Raw genomic sequence first — 17,950 nt, 5'->3', positions numbered from 1 at the left:
CCGGCGGGGGCGGCCATGCTGCCGGACGCCGAGGCCGGGGGCGCGGCAGGGGGTGGGCTGACGGCGGGCGGTGATGCCCAGCCTTCGTCCGACGCGCTGCCCGGCTTGCCGCCGCCCGGGCCGCTGCGCCCCTGGACCGACGAGGACGCCCAGGAGCGCTACGCCGCGCTGCTGGAAGCGTCCGCCGACGCGCTGGAATTCGAGCTGGCGCTGGCCTGGCTGGCGACGTCCGGGCAGGTGGCGGCCACGGTCGCGCCCCTGGCGAAGCGGGCGCGCTACCTGGCCGAGCGCGACGAGCAGCACTACGCGGCGGCGCTGCTGCTGGCGGCGCATGATCCCGCGAGTGCGTTCCTGCCTCGAAAGTACTGGCAAAACACCAGGAGCCGGCAGGTCGATGGCGAGTGGGTGCGCGAGAACGTGGGCGAACCCAAGGCGCTGCCCAGCGCCGAGGAAACCACCATGCTGCCCAGCTTCATCACCCGGCTGCGCGAGGTGGCGGGGATCGTGCAGGGCAGGGCGTCGCGCCGTCCGCTGCTGGCCACGCCCACCGACACGCAGGGCTGGGTCGATGCCGATGTCCTGCTGGCCCGTTTCGAGGCGGGCAAGGGGAGCGGCGCGCCGTTCCCGGTGGATCTGACCCAGGCCTTGCTGCGCGTGCCGGCCGAACAGCGCGCGCGCGTGGTCGAGGCCACCGGCGGCGCATGGCCGCAGATCACCGACACCTTGCGGATCGAGTGGCACAGCCGTGGGTCGGAAACCTTGAAGGCTGATGGCTCTCCGCAATGGGTGTGGTGGCACCCCGAGATCCAAGCGGAGCCCATGGAAGCGCCTTCGGCCACGCAGCCGGCGCTGATTCCGTCGGGCCCGCTGCGCTACAACGACGGCGTAGACGCCCATGCGCTGGTCTGCGCCGAACTCGGCCTGGCCCATCCGGCGTCGACCTTGCCGCTGACGGCCGCCAATCTGGGCCTGATGAATGTCGCGGCGGGCGACGATGCCGAACACCGCGCGGCCGCCATCCTGCGCGTGTTGGCCACGCATCCGGGCGCCTGGCATTCCGTAACGGCCCAGTTGCTGGCCCTGGGCATGGCGGCCAAGCAGGCCGGGGTGCGCGCGCAGGCGGTGGAGGTGTTTGCCGCCGCGATCCCGGGCCGCGTGGACGCGGCGGCAGCGGCACAGGCCTACGCCGCCTGCGCGCCCGCCATCGTCCTGACGCGTTGGGCGGAGTCCTTCACCGACGCGGCGACGCTCGCGCCCGCGGCCGTCATCGCGGTGCTGGGCAAGCTGTTGCCGCGCCTGGACCCCAAGGCGCGCGGCATCGGGGCGCTGCTGACGGTGCTGCTGGATGAGTCGTTGCGCCATGCGCAGCCTGTGACGGACACGGACCTGCGCGGCTGGCTGGCGGGCTTTGCCGGTGGGTCCGCCGCCGCCAAGGCCGCCAAGGCGCTGTTGGCGTCGGGGACGCCATAGCGCGTCCGTCGGTGTTCGCCGGGCCGCCGCGATCAGCGATATAGTGGCGTGCCTTCAAGGTTCCCGCCCGCGCGGCGAGCCGGTATTTTTCTTTGATTCAGGAAGCCTGCATGACCCAGACCGCCGAACAGTTTCATGAACGCATGTGGGATATCCTGGATCCCGTTGACACCGAGTACTTCGAGGTCGTGGCCGCGCCCGCGCCCGACGCGCAGGCGATATACAGCCTGGAGGCTGCTGTCGGCTTCCCGCTGCCGGCGGCGTTCGCGGCCTTCTGTCAGCGCGCCAACGGCCTGTGCGTGATGGCGCGCGAGGAAGTCTGGCCGCATGCGAAGGAATTCGAGGTCGGCCCCGCCTGGACCTTCTGGCGCGGCCTGGTGCTGTTGGGCATCGATGCGCCGGAACTGCCTGAATGGGCCAGCATCGCGGCGCAGCAGCGCCAGCTGGCCGAGGCCGGCCTGCCCGGCATCCTGCCCGTGCTGAAGATCGTGGGCGACGGCAGCCGGATCTGGGGCGTGGATCAGGCGGGAACGGTCGTGGTGATCGACGACATGACCGATCCGGAGCCGCTGGAAGGCGACCTGACCGACCTGTATGCCGAGCAGATCGCCGAGCTGATGCAGCGCCAGCAGGACATGGCGCAGCGATTGGCTGAGCGCGCGACGCGCAAGCAGGGCAAGTTGCCGGGGTAGCGCGGCGGGACGCCGGCTGATCCCTTGCTTGACCAACATCCCTCGAAACACTTCAAACCGCCCAAGACCACACATGATCCGTTTACCGAGCAAAGTCGCCGCCTTGGCCGCGGGCATGCTGATGACGCTGGCGTGCCAGGCGCAGCAACCGGCACAGCAACCGGCGCAGGCGCCCGCGTCGTCGGCAACGCCTTCGGCGCAGCCGCCCGCCGTCGGCGCCTGGCGCAAGGTGTCCGATGCGCAGTTCAATCAGCAATACCGTTTCTCGATGCTGCCCGGCGTGGTTGCCGCGGGCGGCAAGTGGGCGGTGTACGACTACCAGGCCGGCAAGACCGTGTGCTGCCTGGTCGTGGTCGGGCCGGAGATCAGCGAGGCCGAGCTGGACAGCAACTACGGCATTCCGGGCCCGTGGATCACCGATCTGGTCAACGGCTGGAACCTGGACGCCGCGCCGTACCGGCCCCGCGTGCAGCTGTTGCGCGCCGAGGGCGCCTTGCTCGACTACGAATTCTCGGACATGGCCGACGAGCTGGGCGGCCTGCTGCTGCCCGCCCAGGCCCGGGCGGTGGCGCCGCGCACGCTGGAACTCGATGGCCAGCGTTACAGCGTGACGCGCAAGGATGTGCCGCTGGCCAGCGACGACGGCATGGTGCATGCCTATGCGCTGCGTCCGGCCCAGGGCGGCAAGCCCCTGGCGGTCGAGGTTCCCTACGGAATCTATTGAGCGCGATCGTGGCGCGACGCGTTTTGAGAAGGAGATGACGGCAAGCATGAGCGCAACCCTGCAAGTCACGGAAGAACCCCTGTCCGACGAGGACATCCTGCTGCTGCGCCGCAGCCGCGGTGGCAGAGCGCTGACGGCCGTGTTCGCCGGCCTGATGTTCCTGCTGCTGGCGAGCAGCGTGGTCCTGTTCGTGGTGCTGGTCATTGTCGACCGCAGCTTGCTGATCAGTGGCGACGGCGTGGTGATCCTGTTGTGCACGGCGGCGATGGGGGCCTTTGCGGTGTTTCTCGGGCGCAGGTTGTTGAAGCTGCCGCGCGCCTGGCGTCGCTTCAATCAGGTCTTGAAGGGGCGCATGCCCAAGCAGATCGTTGCTGGCCATCTGACCGGCTTCGGCCCGGCCGAGTCGCCCGGCATCTGCTACGCCTTTGGCGAGCAGCGCGTGAATGTGGCCCTGCCGTTCTGGAACGAGGTGTCCAGAGACACCCGCGATGGCTTCCGGCCCTTGGCGGCCGCGGCGCTGACTGACCTGCCCGTGCGGCTGCATCTGCTGACGCTGTCGCCCGACACGCCGCCCGTGCTGCTGCGCGCCGAATATCCGATGAGCACGCAAGTCTGGAATTCGGTCGAGGAAATCAGCGATGCCGACCGCGAGGCCGTGCGCAATGAAGAACTGAGTCTGCGCAAGTTCTTCTACGTGGTCGCCCTGGCGGTGCTGGTCGGCAGCCTGTTCTGGAGCCCCTTGATCCTGCTTGCCGGCTTTCTTTTCCTGCTGGGACTCGTGCTGGGCATGCGCAGTCCCAGGCTCAAGCGCGCGCGGTACAAGCACGGCGTGCGCGGCCTGGTCGAGGAAGTCGTGACCTATCGCTTGCGCACGACCAACTCGAACGTTTCCACGTTGGTTCACAACTATCGCATCGGGGGCCTGATGTACCGGGTCGAGCACTTCGGGCCGGTGGCCGAGCCGGGTCAGCGCGTGGAGTTCGAGTATCTGGAGGGATCGGACTTCTTGGGGCCGCGCGCCTTGTTCTTCCGCATCGAAGACCAGCCGGTCATGACGCTGTGAGGGCGTCGAGCAGGGCGTCGAGTGCCGCCGGCCTGCGCCGGGTCGCATGCTTAACATCACCAGGAGCAATCTATGTCCGCAGTCATGGACGTATCCGATCAGCCTGAGGGTTCCGTGAGCGATGCCGGGCGCTATGCGCTCGGCCTGACGGAACCGGGCAGTCATGTGCTCATCCGGGAAGCGGGACGCGGCGATCTGGTCATCGGACCCGCCGGCATGGGCAAGAAGGCCGATCTGCACGTCGCGCCCGACGCGGCGATCCACTGGCCGGCGTTCGATCCCTATGCCACGCCGGCGGGATCGCCGTGGCCGCGCCATATCGGCTATCACGGCAATGACGCCGGCTTCATCGGCTGGTCCGAGCGTCGCCCCATCGAGCAATTCAGCTGGACGCCGGCATTCGGCGATGCACGCCGCGTCGACGCCGGCGCCGCGCGGATCCAGACCTTGCAGCTGCGCCTGGAGGAAGGCGGCGGTCATCTTGACATGACGCTGCCGCCGGGTTGCGCGCTGCACCTGTTGGGCGATCTGTCGCGCCTGACCGCCGACGGCGAGCCGCCGGGTTCGCTGACGTTGGCGCCCACGCCGGGCCGCCGGCCAGGCATGGCGCCTTATGTCCTGCCCGACCTGGGTCTGCTGCAACAGGCGTCGTCGCTGTCGCTCCATGGCGGGCCGATGGGACAGGCGATTTCCCTGCAAGGCATCGAGCGCTTTCCGGCGCTGACGCAGCTCATGCTGTGGGGCCGTTTCGCCGATTGGGACGCGCTGTTGCGGCTGCCTCGTCTGCGAGCCCTGGAAATCCGGTTCACGCCTGACCTGCAGGGCCTGCCGCCGCTGGACAGCTGGCCGCTGCTGGACCGCTTCATTGCCTACAACGTCGACGAGGCCGCCGGCAAGCGGCTGAGGGCGCAGATGAAGGCGCGTGGACAGCAGCGGGCCTGGACCAGCCATGCCTCGGTCAGCCAGTTGCGCAAGCCGGATTGGTGGCAAAGCGAGTACGGGCGGCCCTTCTCGGGTTGGAGCGGCCGTCAGGCCAAAGCGGCGAACGCGGCCTACGATGCGGCGCGGGACGCGCTCGACAGCGCGGCGGATATCAAGGCGGCGCAGGCCGCGATCACGGCCTTCGCCGCGCATTTCAACCAGATGAAGGGCATCGAGACCTCTGAGCGCGACGACATTGGCGAGGCCGTCTGGCAGTTCAGCCAGGGGGATTCGGCCTTGCGGCTGGGCGTGACCGAGGAGCAGGCGCAGCGCTGGTTCGATGCGGCGCGGGACTACTAGGACGGCAATCGGGCATTGTCGGGAGGCTGGGCCGCCGGGGCCGCCGCGCGCCGGGGCTGGCCCGCGCAGCGGGAGCCTTAACGAAACTGATGGATATCGAAAGGGCCGTCGCCGACCGCCGTGCCCACGACCCTCAGTTCCGGATCGAGCCATTCGGAGTAGCGCAGGCCCTGGTGCTCGAAGTGCGCCACGGCGGTTTGCGCGACCGACTCGGTTTGCATGAAGGCAGAGAAATCCACGCTGTCCAGCTGGTCCAGCGTGATCCGGCCCAGTTTCACCAGGCATTCCTTGCGCACCCAGAGCCGCAGGAAGGCCAGCGCGGCGGGCGTGATGGCCGCGCCAGTCTCGGTGTCTGACGCGGCCATGGATTGGAGCCGCTGCCGTTCGGCGGGGGCGAGCGCGTAATCCAGGTCGCTGTGATCCGGATGCGACAGGTGCCATCTTTCCATGTCAATGCCTACCGGCTTGTTGCCGCATGCGGCGGCGACGACACCCTTGGCGTGGCTCAGGCTGATATGCAGCGATGGATGGTCGGGCAGGACGGGGCGGCCATGCGGCCCGCCACAGGTGTCGCAGCGTTGCAGCAGGGTGATCGTGCCGGGCGGCACGCCGATGATCGAGGCGGCAAGGGCCCGGACAAGCCGGTGCGCGGCGATGAAGTCGCGTCGGTCCGCGTCGTGCGCGAAGGCATTCGCCCGTGCGCGTTCGTCCGGCGTCAGCGGAATGTCCTCGGCCGCCAGGGCATGCAGGACGGCCGGGGTGGCGCCCCATGCCAGGGCGCCGCCATGGGCAGAAGGCTGGGCGCCTGTGTGGTCGGACATGATCGGGGCGATTTCGGCTCGTGCGGGCGCGCTACTCCGCCGCCGCCGGCTGCGCCTTGCCCTTGCGGTGATTGCGGAACAGCAGATGCGTGGCCGCCAGGTGAAAGCGCACCGCCAGCGAGGCGCATTCGGCGTCGCGCGCCTGTAGCGCGGCGATGATCTGCCGGTGGTGCTCGACGCTGCGCAGCATGTCGTCGTCGCCGTAGAAATAGAACGAGCCGATGATGATCGGCATGTCCAGCAGGTTCTCGACCATGGTGCGCACGCGCGCCGACTGCGCGGCTTCCAGCAGCTTGTGGTGGAACTGGTTGTTCAGCTGCTGGACCTGCTGCACGCGATCGGCGGCGGTGGAGCGGACCGCATCCTGCATGGACTGGTTCAGCCGTTCCAGTTCCTCGATCTGCGCGTCGCTGGCGTGGCTTGCGGCCAGCCCGGCGGCGTAGGGTTCCAGCAGCATGCGCAGCTCGAAGGCCTCGTCGATGTCGCGGTCCTGCCAGCCCAGCACCACGGCGCCGCGTCGCTCCTCGCGCGTCACCAGGCCGTCGGCGATCAGCCGTTCGATGGCGTTGCGCACGGGCGTGCGGCTGACCGACATCTCGGCGGCGATGTGCTCTTCGCGCAGCCGCTCGCCGGGCAGGAAGGAACCCGCCATCAGGCGGCGTCGCAGTTCCCCGTATACGTGATCGCTGGCGTTGGACATGGTGAGGCAGGCGTGTCATCCAAAGACTGGACTATAGCGGACGGCGGGTGCGGTCCGCGACTGGAGGTGTCCAGCGGGGCGAGGGCGATCTGTCCTCGGCAGCCGTTTCATGCGCAACCGTCCCTGCGCCGACGATCCGCCCATCGTTGGCGTGCTGCCCGTGGCCTGCCGCCGTCAGCCGTCCTGGGCCTGCGCCAGCCGTTCCAGGAACCGGGGCCAGACGTCGGGATTGAGCAGGCGCTCGGGCCGGATGCCGGCCAGCATCTGCGAGATCTGGCGCGCGGCGCCCGCCGCCACCGTGCGGCGGCCTTCGTGCGTGACGCCGCCGGTATGGAAGGCGCTGGCTACGTTGGGGTGTTGCAGCAGCCGCGACGCCGGCGAGGGCGGCTCGACGCGCCACACGTCCAGCCCCGCGCCCGCCAGGTGGCCGCTGTCCAGCGCATCCAGCAGCGCGTCTTCGTCGTGGATGCCGCCGCGCGCCGTAGACAGGAACAGCGCGCCCGGCTTCATGCGGGCAAAGGCCCGCGCGTCCATCAGGCCGCGCGTGGCGTCGTCCAGCGGGCAGTGCAGGCTGACGATGTCGGCCCGCGCCAGCAGGGTGTCGAAGTCCACGGGCTCGGCGCCGCGCGCGCGGATTTCCTCGGCGGTCAATAGCGGATCACAGGCGATGGCCGTCAGGCCGAAGCCCTGCGCGATGCGCGCCACCCGGCGGCCGATCTCGCCGATGCCCATGAGGCCAAGGGCGCGGCCCTCGATCTCGCGTCCCATCAGCGCTTCGCGGCTGCGGGCCGTGCCGGCGCGCAGGGCCGCGCCCGATTCGTCCAGGCGCTTGACCAGCGACAGCAGCAGCGCATAGGTCATTTCCGCGACCGAGGCCGCGTTGGCGCCGGCCTGGTTGACCACGGCCACGCCCGCTCGCGTGCAGGCCGCGACATCGACCGTGTCGTAGCCCGCGCCGCCGGAGGACACGCACAGCAGTCGCGGACAGGCCGCGAGCAGGTCAGGCGTGACCTGCCAGCGGCGCGGGACCTCGTCCTTGGCGGCGCTGACGTGATAAGCCCGCGCCTGCGCCAGGCCATCGGCCGTGCGCGCATCCTCGGCGGCGGCCGCCAGCACGGACAGGCGCAGCGCGGCGTCGTCCTGGATGGTCGCGTCGAAGACGGGATCGATCCACAAGTCCAGCCGCGCGACCGTGAACGCATGCTGTGCGGGCGCTGTCATCGTCAGACCCCCGCGCAGCCGAGCTGCCTGAGGCGCGCGTCGATCCACGAGGTGTCCAGCGTGCCGGCGGCGATGTCGGCCAGCATCCGTTCCTCGACCTCGTGCTTGGCCTGGGCGGCCTGATAGAGCGCCTCGGCCTGGTCGCAGGGAATCGCCAGCACGCCATCATCGTCGCCCAGGATCAGGTCGCCGGGCGCGATGGTCATGCCGTCCAGCGCGATGATGCCGTTGATCTCGCCGGGGCCGTCCTTGTAGGGGCCGCGGTGGGTCACGCCGGCGGCGTAGACGGGGAAGTCGCCCTGCCGGATCGCGCCGCAGTCGCGGATCGCGCCGTTGATGACGATGCCGGCCACGCCGCGCGAGCGGGCATAGCTGGTCATGATCTCGCCGATGATGGCATTGGTCAGGTCGCCGCCGGCGTCGACGACGATGACGTCGCCCGGCTGCGCCAGGTCCAGCGCCTTGTGCACCAGCAGGTTGTCGCCGGGGCGGGTGCGGACCGTGAGCGCCGGGCCGGCCATGACCGCGCCGCCGTGCATGGGCCGCAGGCGCGGGCCGCCGGCCGTCATGCGCGACATGCAGTCGCTGATATTGGCCACCGGAATCCGGCGGAACCGTTCCGCCAGGTCCGGCGCGACCGCGCGCGTGCGTGTATGTATCTGGAATCCGTTCATGCTGCTTCCGTCTTGTCGGTGTTGATGCGCATCCGCGTCATTGCTTGGGAATGCCAGCGTCCTGGACCACCTTGCCGAACACGTCGTGGTCGGCGCGATGGCGCTGCGCCAGGTCGGCCGGCGTGCCGCTCATCACGGTGTAGCCGGCGTCTTCCAGCTTCTTGACCAGCTCGGGCTTGGCCTGCACCTTGCGCAGCGCCTGGTTCAGCGTGGCGACCACGTCGTCGGGCGTCTTGCCCGGCGCCATCAGGCCCCACCAGATGGATTGGTTGATCGTGGGATAGCCGCTGTCCACGAAGGTGGGCACGTCGGGCAGGGCGGGCGAGCGGTCGGTCGCCACCACGCCCAGCGCGCGGACCTTGCCGCCTCGGATCTGCGACAGCAGCGTGGCGACCGAGCCTACGTACATGTCGATGCGGTTGCTGGCCAGGTCGGGATAGGCCTGCGCCCAGCCGCGATACGGCACGTGCATCAGCTCGATGCCGGCGGCCTGGCGCCACAGGTAGCCGGTGAGGTCGCCTGTGCCGCCCACGCCGGGCATGCCCAGCGAGATGAAGTTGGGCTTGGCCTTGGCGGTCTTGACCACGTCGGCGATCGATTTGTAGGGCGACTCGGGCAGCACCACGAACACGCTGGGCGAGGACGCGACCGGGCCGACGGGCTTGAAGTCCTTGAAGGTGTCGTAGCTGAGCTTGTTGTAGAGCCAGGGGTTGAGCACGATGTTGTCGGTCTGCGCCATGACCAGCGTGTGGCCGTCCGGCTGTGCGCGGGCTGTGGCGTCCAGCGCCAGGTTGCCGCCGGCGCCGGGCTTGTTTTCCACGACGATGTTCCAGCCGGTTTCCTCGGCGATGGCGCTGCCGATCATGCGCGTGAGCGTGTCGGTGCCGCCGCCGGGCGGGAACGGCGAGATGATGGTGATGGGGCCCTTGCCCAGGTCGGCGGCCGAAGCGGCGGCGCAGGCGCCCAGGAGCGCGGCGCCGATGAGCGTCTTGATGCGTTTCATTGTCTTCCTCTTGTGTTTTTAGAAGTGCGGCCGCGCGTTGCGGCCGGGATTCGATGCGCGGGGCCTTCAGCGCTGGCGGGCCAGCTGCTCCAGCCAGGCCAGCCGCGCGGGGACGGTGTCTTCGACTTCGACGCCGCCCTGGGCGCGGGCGGCTTCCAGATGGCGCGCGGTGCGCGCGAACAGGCGCTCCACGCCGTCCAGCACCAGCGGCTCCAGGCCGGCTTCGTGCAGTTGGTCGCGGGCTTCGCGGACTTCGGCGTGGCGGCGCCCGGCGTGGTCCACGTGCGAGCGCACGAAGGCGTCCATGAAGGTGGTCAGCGGCGTGCGGTCGATGTCGGACAGCACCTCGTAGAGCGAGGCGCGCAGGCCCATGGCGTTGGCGGCGACCAGGCATTCCACGGCCAGGCTTTCCATGCCCTTGGTCATGATGCTGCGCAGCAGCTTGAGCCGCACGGCGTCGCCGGGTGCGCCGTCGATGGCGCGGGCCGGCGCGCCGCCGCTGGCGGCCAGCGCGATCACCTGGTCCGCGCCCTGGCCGGCGCACAGCAGCGGCGTGCGCTCGGCCAGCAGGGCGATGGCGCCCATGATGGCCACGTCCGTGAAGGCCAGCCCGCGCGCCCGGGCCGCACCGGCAGCGGCCTGCATGTCGGCGGCGCTGGCGGTGGTGAAGTCGGCGTAGACGGCGTCCACGCGCAGGAAAGGGAAGCAGGCCTGCGCCACGGCCGAGGCGCTATGCCCGTAGACCGCCGACACCACGATGTCGGCCTCGGCCAGCCAGGGGCCCGGTTCGGCGTGCAGGGCGGCGTTCAGCGAGGTAGCGCGGGCGCGCATGGCCTCGTCGTCGCGCAGTTCGCAGATGCCGATGATGTGATGGCCGGCGGCGGTCCAGGCTTGTCCGTAGCAGGAGCCGACTTCGCCGCAACCCAGGAGTGCGATTTTCATAAAAAGTACAAAAAAAATACAATAGTGGCTTTGTACTCGTTGGGCGATGCCAGTGTTTATTGGGGATTTCCCTTGGGTATCGGATTCTATTTATACAAAAAAAACACAAAAAAGATCCGGCACCGCAGCGGGAGTAAATGGCGGGGGACGCTGGCGCAGCCCCGCGCGGTCTCGGCGCGCAGGCATGCGGGCGCCAACCGGGGCCGGCGCAGGGAGGGGGGATCGCAGATTGGAAACGGCGGCCTGGTCGGCGGGCGTCGCGCCGCGCCGCCAGCGGCATCAGGTCGGCTGTACCAGCCCGGAATCGCGCATCTTGGCGATGGTGAATTCGACGAAGGCCTGGACCGCGCGCGGCAATTGGCGCCGGCTCTGGTAGACGAGGTGGACGTCCACGCCCTTGACGCCGAATTGCGGCAGCACTGGCACCAGCGCGCCGCTGCGCAGGTGGGGCGCGCTCATGATGTCGGGCAACAGCGCGATGCCCAGGCCGGCCATGGCGGCCTGCAGCAGGGCCTGCGCCGAATTGGCCTGCAGGCGGCCGGAGACAGGCATGTCGATGACGCCGTCGGGACCGTCCAGCCGCCAGGACGGGCGTCCCGAGGCCGAGGACATGACGATGCAGTCGTGGGCCGGCAAGTCCTCCGGTGATCGAGGCGTGCCGTGAGCCCGCAGGTAGGCGGGGCTGGCGACCAGGGTCTGCTGGCCGGCGCCGATGCGGCGCGCCACCACCGTGGGTTCCAGCACCTGGCCGGCGCGGATGGCCAGGTCGATGCGCTCGGCCACCAGGTCGGCGCGGCCGTCGCTGAGCGCGAATTCCAGCCTGACCTTGGGATGGGCGTCCAGGAACTCGGCGACCCATTCCATCGGGAACCAGTTGAAGAAATCCGCCGCCGCCGCCACGCGAATCTTGCCGCCCGGCGGCAGGCCGCCGTCCGCCATGTCGGTGGCGGCGTCGGACAGGGTTTCGACGGAATCGGCGCAGCGCGCGTGAAAGGCCGCGCCGGCTTCGGTCAAGGTGAGCTTGCGGGTCGAACGGTGCAGCAGCCGGGCCCCGAGCGCCGCTTCCAGCTGCTGGATGCGCCGGCTCAGGGTGTTGGACGGCATGCCCAGGCGGCGCGCCGCCTCGGCGAAGCTGCCGGCGTGCACCACCTGGACGAACAGCGCCACATCGTTCAGATCGACCATGCATGTCTCCCGCCGCGTCGCGGGCCAGGCGCCATGCCGGACGCGCGCGCGTTCAGAATCGTACCCTGCGGCGCTGGCCGAGTCCGGCATCGATCTGGCGTATGCCGTCCTCGCCGCGCCGCAGCGCCGCCGGGCTGGTATGGACGGAATAGTTGCCCAGGACCAGCGGATGCGGGTGCTTGACCGCTGACCCGATGACGAACTCGGCATCCTGGGAGGCGTGCAGCTCGATGGCCCGGCCGGAGTCCTCGAACATGGCCATTTCGCCGGCATCTATGGCGCCGGGTGCGAGCAGCCGGCCGGTGCTGACGGCCAGCCAGGCGACCGTGTGCGCGGGCGGCGGCTGGTAGCGCCAGCGCTCGCCGGCTTGCAACCGCACGGCCAGATAGGTCATGGGCGACGGCGCGGGCGCTGCGCCTTCCACGCCCTGGTACTGGCCCAGCAGCACCCGCGCCGGGCCGACGCTCGGCACGCTTTCGGGGCCGATGTAGCGGCTCAATGCCGGCGCGTGTTCCAGCGCCGGCGGCATCGCCACCCACAGCTGGAAGCCGCGGACGCGGCCCTGCGCCGCGGCGCCGCCGCCGTGCCATACGCCGCCGCCGGCCATCATCCATTCCACGCTGCCCGGCGGCAGGACGCCGGCCGCGCCGGTGGAGTCTTCGTAGCGGATCGAGCCTTCCATCAGGTAGGTCAGCGTGGCGATGCCCGAATGCGGATGCAGCGGCATCGCGGCGGGGCGCATGGAGGGGTCGTCGAAATGGTCCAGGAATACGAAGGGCTTGGCCAGCTCGCCCAGGTCGGATGGACTCATCAGGCGGGTGATGGGGCCGTGGCCGCGGCCCGCCGTCCGGTGGACGATGGCGCGGGTGGCGGGACGAGCCGAGGTTTGCGGCGAGAGGGTGGTGGTGTCCATGTTGCCTTCCGTGCTGTAGGTTGTACGGCCTTCAGCTTAGAGGCGGGCGGCGGGGCGCACTAGCGGGCGGGCGCGGCTTGGATTCGTCCAGTTTTGAGGGGAATGGGGAGCCTGTCCGTGGCGGCCAGGGGAGGCTTTCGTGCGGGCGTATCGGCGGGACGGCACACTAGGGCGTCGTCCGCGCCTCGCGCCGCACCGCCTGCGGCGGCATGCCGAAGCCGCGCAGGAATGCCTCGCGCATGTGGCGCCGGTCGCGAAAGCCGGTTTCCCTGGCCACGACTTCCAGCGGATGCCGGCTGCCTTCGATCATCAGGCGGGCGGCTTCGAGCCGCAGCCCTTCGACGGCCTTGGCGGGCGACTGGCCGGTCTCGGCCGTGAAGACGCGGCTGAACTGGCGCGGGCTCAGCTTGGCCGCCTGGGCCAGTTCCTCGACGCTGAGCGGTTGCGCGAGGTTGCGCCGCGCATGTTCCAGCGCCAGCTGGATGCGGTCGGACTTGGGCGCCAGCCTGAGCATTTCCGAGTGCTGCGATTGGCCGCCCGAACGGCGCTGGTGCATGACGAGTCGGTGCGCTACCGCGCGCGCCACCTTGGCGCCCAGGTCCTTTTCCACCAGCGCCAGCGCCAGGTCGATCTCGGCGGTCATGCCGGCGGAAGTCCAGACCGGCCCGTCGGCGATGTAGATGCGGTCGGCCTCGACCTGCGCCTGGGGGCGGCGTTGCTGCAGGGCGTCGGCCCAGTACCAGTGCGTGGTGGCGCGGCGTCCGTCGAGCAGGCCGGCGTCGGCCAGCACGAAGGCGCCCGTGCACAGGCCGGCGACGCGCCGGGCGCGCGCGGCGAACCTGTCCAGCAGCCGCAGCAGCTCGGGCGTGGCCGGCGCGGCCAGCGGCTGCAGCGTGCCGGCGACCAGCCAGGTGTCGGCCTGGCTGCGCGCGGTGAGCGGCCGGGCCTGCAGCGCCAGGCCCGTCGAGGCGCGCGCCGAGCCGTCGAGCGCATAGGTGTCCACGGCATAGAAGGGCTCGGCCATCATCAGGTTGGCGAGTTCGAACACGGTCTGGGTGCCCAGCGCCATGACCTGGAAGCCCTCGGGCAGCGCGTAGCCGATGCGGTGCATGGAATCGTTCCTTGAATCGATGTCTTGATTCATGACTGTATACGTCATTTACGCCATTTCCGGCAAGCCGCAACATGCTTGCCATGGACGGCATCCGTCCGCCTTCAAGGAGCAACACCATGGCACACACTCATCCCGGCACGGCGCTCGTCACGGGCGCTTCCAGCGGCATCGGCGCGCTGTACGCGGACCGGCTGGCGCAGCGCGGCTACGACCTGATCCTGGTCGCGCGCAACCGCGAGCGGCTGAACGCGCTGGCGAACACCATCAGCACGCGCAGCGGCCGCGCGGTCGAGGTGCTGCCGGCCGACCTGGGCGACCGCGCCGCGCTGGCGCGGGTGGAGGACCTGCTGCGCGAAGACGCCAGCATCACCCTGCTGGTGAACAACGCCGGCATCGGCACGCATACGCCGCTGCTGCAAAGCGACGTGGACCAGATGACCCGCATGGTCGAGCTGAACGTGACCGCGCCGATGCGGCTGGCCTACGCCGCGGCGCCCGCCTTCGTGGCGCGCGGCCGGGGCGCGATCATCAACATCGCGTCCGTCGTGGCCATCGCGCCGGAACTGCTGAACGGCGTCTATGGCGGCAGCAAGGCCTTCGTGCTGGCGTTCAGCCAGTCGCTGCGGCATGAACTGGCCGCCGTCGGCGTGCAGGTGCAGGCCGTGCTGCCGGGCGCCACCGCCACCGATTTCTGGGCCATTGGCGGGCGGCCGGTCGAGAACCTGGACCCGCGCATCGTGATGCGCGCCGAGGACCTGGTGGACGCGGCGCTGCTGGGCTTCGAGCGCGGCGAGGCGGTCACCATTCCCTCGCTGCACGCGGGCGAGAAATGGGACGCCTACGACGCCGCGCGCCTGGCCATGGCCGGCCACTTGTCCAGCAATACCGTTGCGCCGCGCTACGCGGCCGTCCGTTGATCCAAGCCTCGATCCAGGGAGCACGCTTCATGCCACGCAACACCGAAACCGTTGAAAGCCTGTTCGAACGCCAGCGCGGCACGCTGCCGGATACCTTCGGCCTGCGGCCGCTGAGGATCGCGGACGGACGCATGACCATGGAAATGACCATCGCCCCATGGATGATGGCGCCCAACGGCTACCTGCATGCGGCCACGCAGGTATTGCTGGCCGATACCTGCGCGGGCTACGCGACGCTGGCGCATCTGCCCGAGGGCGCCAAGGGCTTCACCACGCTGGAGCTGAAATCCAACTTCCTGGGCACGGCGAAGGAAGGGGTGCTGAGCGTGGAGGCCGTGGCCGAACACCTGGGGCGTTCGACCCAGGTGTGGTCCGCGACCGTGGTCGACGAAAAGGGGCGCAGGCTGTCGCTGTTCCGCTGTTCGCAGATCATCCTGTGGTGACGAGTGCGCCGATCCCGGCCGGGCCGGCCCTGCGTGCGCTTGCCGCGCTTGCGCAGGGGGCCCGTGCGCCAGGCCTCAGCGCGCCGCGCGCGCATCCAGGCTGTAGCTGCCCGCGCCGCGCGCGGCCAGGATCAGGAAGGCGCCGGCGATCGCCAGGTTCTTCATGAACATGATCATCTGCATCTGGTCGCCGAGGTTGGCGTGGAACAGCAGGCCCGTCAGCAGCGTGAAGCCGGCCAGCAGGACGGCGACCGCGCGGGTCTTCCAGCCCAGGATGAGCGCCAGGCCGCCTCCGATTTCGGCGATGATGGCCAGCGGCAGCAGCGCGCCGGGCAGGCCGGCGGCCGCCATGTAGCCGGCGGTCGCGGCGTAGGCGGAGATCTTGCCCAGGCCGGACAGCGCGAACAGCGCGGCCAGCATGATGCGGCCCAGCAGTTCGGCGCCGTCGCCCAGCCGGTTCGAGGCGGTCCGGGAGGCGGTGGGGGCGTTGCTCGATTGGGCGGCGAAGACGGTGGTGGACATGATGGGGGTTCTTCCCGTGAGTGTTTGGATGACTGCAATGTAGAAGCCGGCGCGCGGCGCGGGTAGGGGGCGCGGCGGGATGGCAGTCATCCAGAAAACGCAGCAATGGGCGGGTCCCCACGTCCGCCCGGGCGGGAAGCTTGTCATATTCCAGTCGCACAATCGGGGCGTTCTGGTTTAAACAAGAGTCTTGCGCCGGACGTCCGGCCTACCGGGAGGAATCGTCATGGATCGCAACCGTCGGCATGCCGCCAGCAGGCACGCATGGATCTTCATCGCGCTGTTGTCGGCGGTCTCCGCCGCGGCCTCGGCCCAGGAAGTCTGCGCCTTGCCGTCCACCATCGAGCGCGCCTCGCCCAAGCGCGTGGACTACGTCAACAAGGACCTGCCCACGGACTATCTGGCGCTGGTGCTGTCCTGGTCGCCCGAGCATTGCGAGACCCAGCGCAACCGGCCCGAGGGGCAGCGGCAGAAGCAGTCGTTCCAGTGTTTTTCCGGCAACCGCTTTGAATGGGTGGTGCATGGCCTGTGGCCCCAGAACGGCCAGGCCCGCTCGGGCCGCGATCACCCGCGCAACTGCCAGGCCGCCGGCGCCGTGCCCGCGTCCGTGCTCAAGCAGCATCTGTGCATGATGCCGGGCGTGGAGCTGATGCAGAACGAGTGGCAGGCGCACGGCACCTGCGGCTGGAATTCGCCGGAGCGCTATTTCTCGGACATCCAGGCCGTGTACGGCACGCTGCATCGCCCCACCGTGCGCGACATGGCCGGCAAGAACGCCGACCTGTCGCCCAACCGCCTGCTCGACGCCACGGCGGGGGACGTCAAGCAGGCCTTCCTGCGGCTCAATCCGACGCTGCCGGCCGACAGCCTGCGCGTCAGCGTGGCCTCGAACAACCGGCTCAGGGAATTGTGGGTCTGCCTGGGCAAGGATCTGAAGCCGATGGCATGTCCGACGCGCGGGACGCCCGATGGGCAGCGGATCAAGATCAGGACGCCGCTGCAGTGACTCGGCGTCGCTCGCGGCGGCGCCTATGCCAGGCGCATCCGGCGTAGCGCAGGAAGGCGTGTTGGCTGGATACGCGCCAGACTTGTTACTCCCGCCGCGCGGCCGATCGGCCGCAATATCTCTCCCGACAACCCCGCAAGCGCCAAGCGCGGCGCGAGCACGGACACCAAGGAGAGAGCAATGCAAGCGCACAAGATCGGAACACGGGAACAATGGCTGGTCGCCCGGCTGGAACTGCTGGACGCGGAAAAGAAGCTGACGCGGCAGGGCGACGAGGTGGCGCGGCAGCGCCAGGCGCTACCCTGGGTACGGCTGGACAAGACCTACCGCTTGCAGACCGACGCCGGCAGCGCCACGCTGGCCGACCTGTTCCAGGGACGTTCGCAGCTGCTGGTCTATCACTTCATGTTCGGGCCGGACTACAAGGCGGGCTGTCCGTCCTGCTCGTCGATCGCCGACGGCTTCAACGGCATCGTCACGCATCTGGCCAATCATGACGTGATGCTGTGGGCGGTGTCGCGCGCGCCGCTGGACAAGCTTCAGATCTACAAGCGGCGCATGGGCTGGACCTTTCCGTGGGCCTCGTCGGCCGGCAGCGATTTCAACTACGACTTCAATGCCTCGTTCACCGAGACCCAGCAGCGCGAGGGGCCGGAATACAACTTCCGGCGCGACGATCCCGCCATGAAGCTGGCGACCGCAGCGGCGCCGCCGCCGGAATTCGTGTCTTGGGCGGCGACGACCGGCACCGACCCATCCACTTACCTGCGCGAACGCGAGGGCATGAGCGCCTTCGTGCTGCAGGACGGCGTGATCTACCACAGCTATTCCTCGTACTCGCGCGGCACGGACGCGATCTGGGGCATGTACGCCTGGCTGGACCGCGCGCCGAAAGGGCGCAACGAGAGCGGCATGTGGCTGCGCCGCCGCGACGAGTACGGCCAGCCATGAAGCGCCTGGCCGACAGCCTGTGCCTGGCCGCCGCGCCGGTCTTCGCGGCGATGGCCGCGCTGGCCGCCTGGCACGGCGATCCCGCCATGCGGATGCTGTGCGGGGGCGACGCCTGGCGGGTCGACGGCATGGCCTGGATGTACGCGCTGATGAGCGCATTCCATGCCGCGCCCTGGCTCAGGTGGCTGGCAGGCCGGCAGGGCCGGACCCGGTGGGCCATGCCCGAGGAGCGTGCGTTGTCGCCGCATCAGGGGAATCCCGGGGGAAGGGCGAATTCCTTGTACGCCCCAAAGAAATGAACTAGGATT

General features: G+C 69.7%; 20 protein-coding genes. 10 read left to right on the top strand and 10 right to left on the bottom strand.

Going from position 1 to position 17,950, the window contains the following annotated elements:
• The 5 genes from KDH83_RS11625 to KDH83_RS11605 all read left to right on the top strand — a co-directional run.
• On the top strand, positions 1 to 1,470 hold a 1,470-nt coding region (locus KDH83_RS11625; protein ID WP_212315729.1), incomplete at its 5' end, for a hypothetical protein.
• A 110-nt stretch (positions 1,471 to 1,580) separates the two neighbouring features.
• Positions 1,581 to 2,162 (top strand): SMI1/KNR4 family protein, encoded by a 582-nt coding sequence (locus tag KDH83_RS11620; protein ID WP_212315727.1) that lies wholly within the window; start codon positions 1,581 to 1,583, stop codon positions 2,160 to 2,162.
• A 73-nt stretch (positions 2,163 to 2,235) separates the two neighbouring features.
• Complete coding sequence (locus KDH83_RS11615) at positions 2,236 to 2,886, top strand: hypothetical protein (RefSeq protein WP_212315724.1); 651 nt, start codon at positions 2,236 to 2,238, stop codon at positions 2,884 to 2,886.
• Between the two features lie 46 nt (positions 2,887 to 2,932).
• On the top strand, positions 2,933 to 3,949 hold the full coding sequence (locus KDH83_RS11610; RefSeq protein WP_212315722.1) for a hypothetical protein: 1,017 nt from the start codon (positions 2,933 to 2,935) through the stop codon (positions 3,947 to 3,949).
• Between the two features lie 72 nt (positions 3,950 to 4,021).
• On the top strand, positions 4,022 to 5,230 hold the full coding sequence (locus KDH83_RS11605; protein WP_212315720.1) for a hypothetical protein: 1,209 nt from the start codon (positions 4,022 to 4,024) through the stop codon (positions 5,228 to 5,230).
• A gap of 77 nt (positions 5,231 to 5,307) precedes the next feature.
• Here KDH83_RS11605 and KDH83_RS11600 read toward each other — a convergent pair whose 3' ends face one another.
• The 9 genes from KDH83_RS11600 to KDH83_RS11560 form a co-directional block, all read right to left on the bottom strand.
• Positions 5,308 to 6,051 (bottom strand): 4'-phosphopantetheinyl transferase superfamily protein, encoded by a 744-nt coding sequence (locus KDH83_RS11600; RefSeq protein ID WP_212315718.1) that lies wholly within the window; start codon positions 6,049 to 6,051, stop codon positions 5,308 to 5,310.
• A gap of 31 nt (positions 6,052 to 6,082) precedes the next feature.
• A complete protein-coding gene (locus KDH83_RS11595) occupies positions 6,083 to 6,751 on the bottom strand; it encodes a GntR family transcriptional regulator (protein ID WP_212315716.1) in 669 nt (222 codons plus the stop codon).
• Positions 6,752 to 6,925: 174 nt separating this feature from the next.
• Complete coding sequence (locus KDH83_RS11590) at positions 6,926 to 7,972, bottom strand: hydroxyacid dehydrogenase (RefSeq protein WP_212315714.1); 1,047 nt, start codon at positions 7,970 to 7,972, stop codon at positions 6,926 to 6,928.
• Between the two features lie 2 nt (positions 7,973 to 7,974).
• Positions 7,975 to 8,646, bottom strand: coding sequence for an RraA family protein (locus tag KDH83_RS11585; RefSeq protein ID WP_212315712.1), 672 nt, complete (start codon positions 8,644 to 8,646; stop codon positions 7,975 to 7,977).
• Between the two features lie 37 nt (positions 8,647 to 8,683).
• Positions 8,684 to 9,649, bottom strand: a complete 966-nt coding sequence (locus KDH83_RS11580; protein ID WP_212315711.1) for a tripartite tricarboxylate transporter substrate binding protein — start codon at positions 9,647 to 9,649, stop codon at positions 8,684 to 8,686.
• Positions 9,650 to 9,715: 66 nt separating this feature from the next.
• Positions 9,716 to 10,591, bottom strand: a complete 876-nt coding sequence (locus KDH83_RS11575; protein WP_212315709.1) for an NAD(P)-dependent oxidoreductase — start codon at positions 10,589 to 10,591, stop codon at positions 9,716 to 9,718.
• A 279-nt stretch (positions 10,592 to 10,870) separates the two neighbouring features.
• Complete coding sequence (locus tag KDH83_RS11570) at positions 10,871 to 11,776, bottom strand: LysR family transcriptional regulator (RefSeq protein ID WP_212315700.1); 906 nt, start codon at positions 11,774 to 11,776, stop codon at positions 10,871 to 10,873.
• 52 nt (positions 11,777 to 11,828) lie between these two features.
• The gene (locus tag KDH83_RS11565) at positions 11,829 to 12,689 is read right to left on the bottom strand and encodes a pirin family protein (protein WP_212315698.1); all 861 of its coding nucleotides are present in this window, start codon (positions 12,687 to 12,689) and stop codon (positions 11,829 to 11,831) included.
• A gap of 166 nt (positions 12,690 to 12,855) precedes the next feature.
• A complete protein-coding gene (locus KDH83_RS11560) occupies positions 12,856 to 13,800 on the bottom strand; it encodes a helix-turn-helix domain-containing protein (RefSeq protein ID WP_212315733.1) in 945 nt (314 codons plus the stop codon).
• Between the two features lie 119 nt (positions 13,801 to 13,919).
• Here KDH83_RS11560 and KDH83_RS11555 point away from each other — a divergent pair, with 119 nt between their 5' ends.
• Together KDH83_RS11555 and KDH83_RS11550 are read left to right on the top strand one after the other, a co-directional pair.
• A complete protein-coding gene (locus KDH83_RS11555) occupies positions 13,920 to 14,720 on the top strand; it encodes an SDR family oxidoreductase (RefSeq protein ID WP_212315696.1) in 801 nt (266 codons plus the stop codon).
• A gap of 29 nt (positions 14,721 to 14,749) precedes the next feature.
• Entirely contained in the window at positions 14,750 to 15,163 is a 414-nt protein-coding gene (locus tag KDH83_RS11550; RefSeq protein ID WP_212315694.1) for a PaaI family thioesterase, read from the top strand.
• A gap of 75 nt (positions 15,164 to 15,238) precedes the next feature.
• Here KDH83_RS11550 and KDH83_RS11545 read toward each other — a convergent pair whose 3' ends face one another.
• The gene (locus tag KDH83_RS11545; RefSeq protein ID WP_212315692.1) at positions 15,239 to 15,685 is read right to left on the bottom strand and encodes a DoxX family protein; all 447 of its coding nucleotides are present in this window, start codon (positions 15,683 to 15,685) and stop codon (positions 15,239 to 15,241) included.
• A 226-nt stretch (positions 15,686 to 15,911) separates the two neighbouring features.
• Here KDH83_RS11545 and KDH83_RS11540 point away from each other — a divergent pair, with 226 nt between their 5' ends.
• From KDH83_RS11540 to KDH83_RS11530, 3 genes are all read left to right on the top strand, one after another.
• Positions 15,912 to 16,691, top strand: coding sequence for a ribonuclease (locus tag KDH83_RS11540; RefSeq protein WP_212315689.1), 780 nt, complete (start codon positions 15,912 to 15,914; stop codon positions 16,689 to 16,691).
• Positions 16,692 to 16,871: 180 nt separating this feature from the next.
• The gene (locus KDH83_RS11535) at positions 16,872 to 17,642 is read left to right on the top strand and encodes a DUF899 domain-containing protein (protein WP_212315687.1); all 771 of its coding nucleotides are present in this window, start codon (positions 16,872 to 16,874) and stop codon (positions 17,640 to 17,642) included.
• Entirely contained in the window at positions 17,639 to 17,941 is a 303-nt protein-coding gene (locus tag KDH83_RS11530; RefSeq protein WP_212315679.1) for a hypothetical protein, read from the top strand. The genes KDH83_RS11535 and KDH83_RS11530 overlap by 4 nt, the downstream gene beginning before the upstream one ends.
• Positions 17,942 to 17,950 lie beyond the last annotated feature (9 nt).

Source organism: Achromobacter sp. Marseille-Q0513, assembly GCF_018195695.1.
GTDB lineage: Bacteria > Pseudomonadota > Gammaproteobacteria > Burkholderiales > Burkholderiaceae_B > Achromobacter.
The sequence above is the reverse complement of the archived record's forward strand: the minus strand, read 5'-3'. Positions and strand labels throughout refer to the sequence as shown.

What these genes read in the sequence shown, in the direction of transcription:
- KDH83_RS11620 (WP_212315727.1), top strand. Translation starts at nt 1,581, where the DNA reads ATGACCCAGACCGCCGAACAGTTTCATGAACGCATGTGGGATATCCTG.
- KDH83_RS11615 (WP_212315724.1), top strand. Translation starts at nt 2,236, where the DNA reads ATGATCCGTTTACCGAGCAAAGTCGCCGCCTTGGCCGCGGGCATGCTG.
- KDH83_RS11610 (WP_212315722.1), top strand. Translation starts at nt 2,933, where the DNA reads ATGAGCGCAACCCTGCAAGTCACGGAAGAACCCCTGTCCGACGAGGAC.
- KDH83_RS11605 (WP_212315720.1), top strand. Translation starts at nt 4,022, where the DNA reads ATGTCCGCAGTCATGGACGTATCCGATCAGCCTGAGGGTTCCGTGAGC.
- KDH83_RS11600 (WP_212315718.1), bottom strand. Translation starts at nt 6,051, where the DNA reads ATGTCCGACCACACAGGCGCCCAGCCTTCTGCCCATGGCGGCGCCCTG.
- KDH83_RS11595 (WP_212315716.1), bottom strand. Translation starts at nt 6,751, where the DNA reads ATGTCCAACGCCAGCGATCACGTATACGGGGAACTGCGACGCCGCCTG.
- KDH83_RS11590 (WP_212315714.1), bottom strand. Translation starts at nt 7,972, where the DNA reads ATGACAGCGCCCGCACAGCATGCGTTCACGGTCGCGCGGCTGGACTTG.
- KDH83_RS11585 (WP_212315712.1), bottom strand. Translation starts at nt 8,646, where the DNA reads ATGAACGGATTCCAGATACATACACGCACGCGCGCGGTCGCGCCGGAC.
- KDH83_RS11580 (WP_212315711.1), bottom strand. Translation starts at nt 9,649, where the DNA reads ATGAAACGCATCAAGACGCTCATCGGCGCCGCGCTCCTGGGCGCCTGC.
- KDH83_RS11575 (WP_212315709.1), bottom strand. Translation starts at nt 10,591, where the DNA reads ATGAAAATCGCACTCCTGGGTTGCGGCGAAGTCGGCTCCTGCTACGGA.
- KDH83_RS11570 (WP_212315700.1), bottom strand. Translation starts at nt 11,776, where the DNA reads ATGGTCGATCTGAACGATGTGGCGCTGTTCGTCCAGGTGGTGCACGCC.
- KDH83_RS11565 (WP_212315698.1), bottom strand. Translation starts at nt 12,689, where the DNA reads ATGGACACCACCACCCTCTCGCCGCAAACCTCGGCTCGTCCCGCCACC.
- KDH83_RS11560 (WP_212315733.1), bottom strand. Translation starts at nt 13,800, where the DNA reads ATGCACCGCATCGGCTACGCGCTGCCCGAGGGCTTCCAGGTCATGGCG.
- KDH83_RS11555 (WP_212315696.1), top strand. Translation starts at nt 13,920, where the DNA reads ATGGCACACACTCATCCCGGCACGGCGCTCGTCACGGGCGCTTCCAGC.
- KDH83_RS11550 (WP_212315694.1), top strand. Translation starts at nt 14,750, where the DNA reads ATGCCACGCAACACCGAAACCGTTGAAAGCCTGTTCGAACGCCAGCGC.
- KDH83_RS11545 (WP_212315692.1), bottom strand. Translation starts at nt 15,685, where the DNA reads ATGTCCACCACCGTCTTCGCCGCCCAATCGAGCAACGCCCCCACCGCC.
- KDH83_RS11540 (WP_212315689.1), top strand. Translation starts at nt 15,912, where the DNA reads ATGGATCGCAACCGTCGGCATGCCGCCAGCAGGCACGCATGGATCTTC.
- KDH83_RS11535 (WP_212315687.1), top strand. Translation starts at nt 16,872, where the DNA reads ATGCAAGCGCACAAGATCGGAACACGGGAACAATGGCTGGTCGCCCGG.
- KDH83_RS11530 (WP_212315679.1), top strand. Translation starts at nt 17,639, where the DNA reads ATGAAGCGCCTGGCCGACAGCCTGTGCCTGGCCGCCGCGCCGGTCTTC.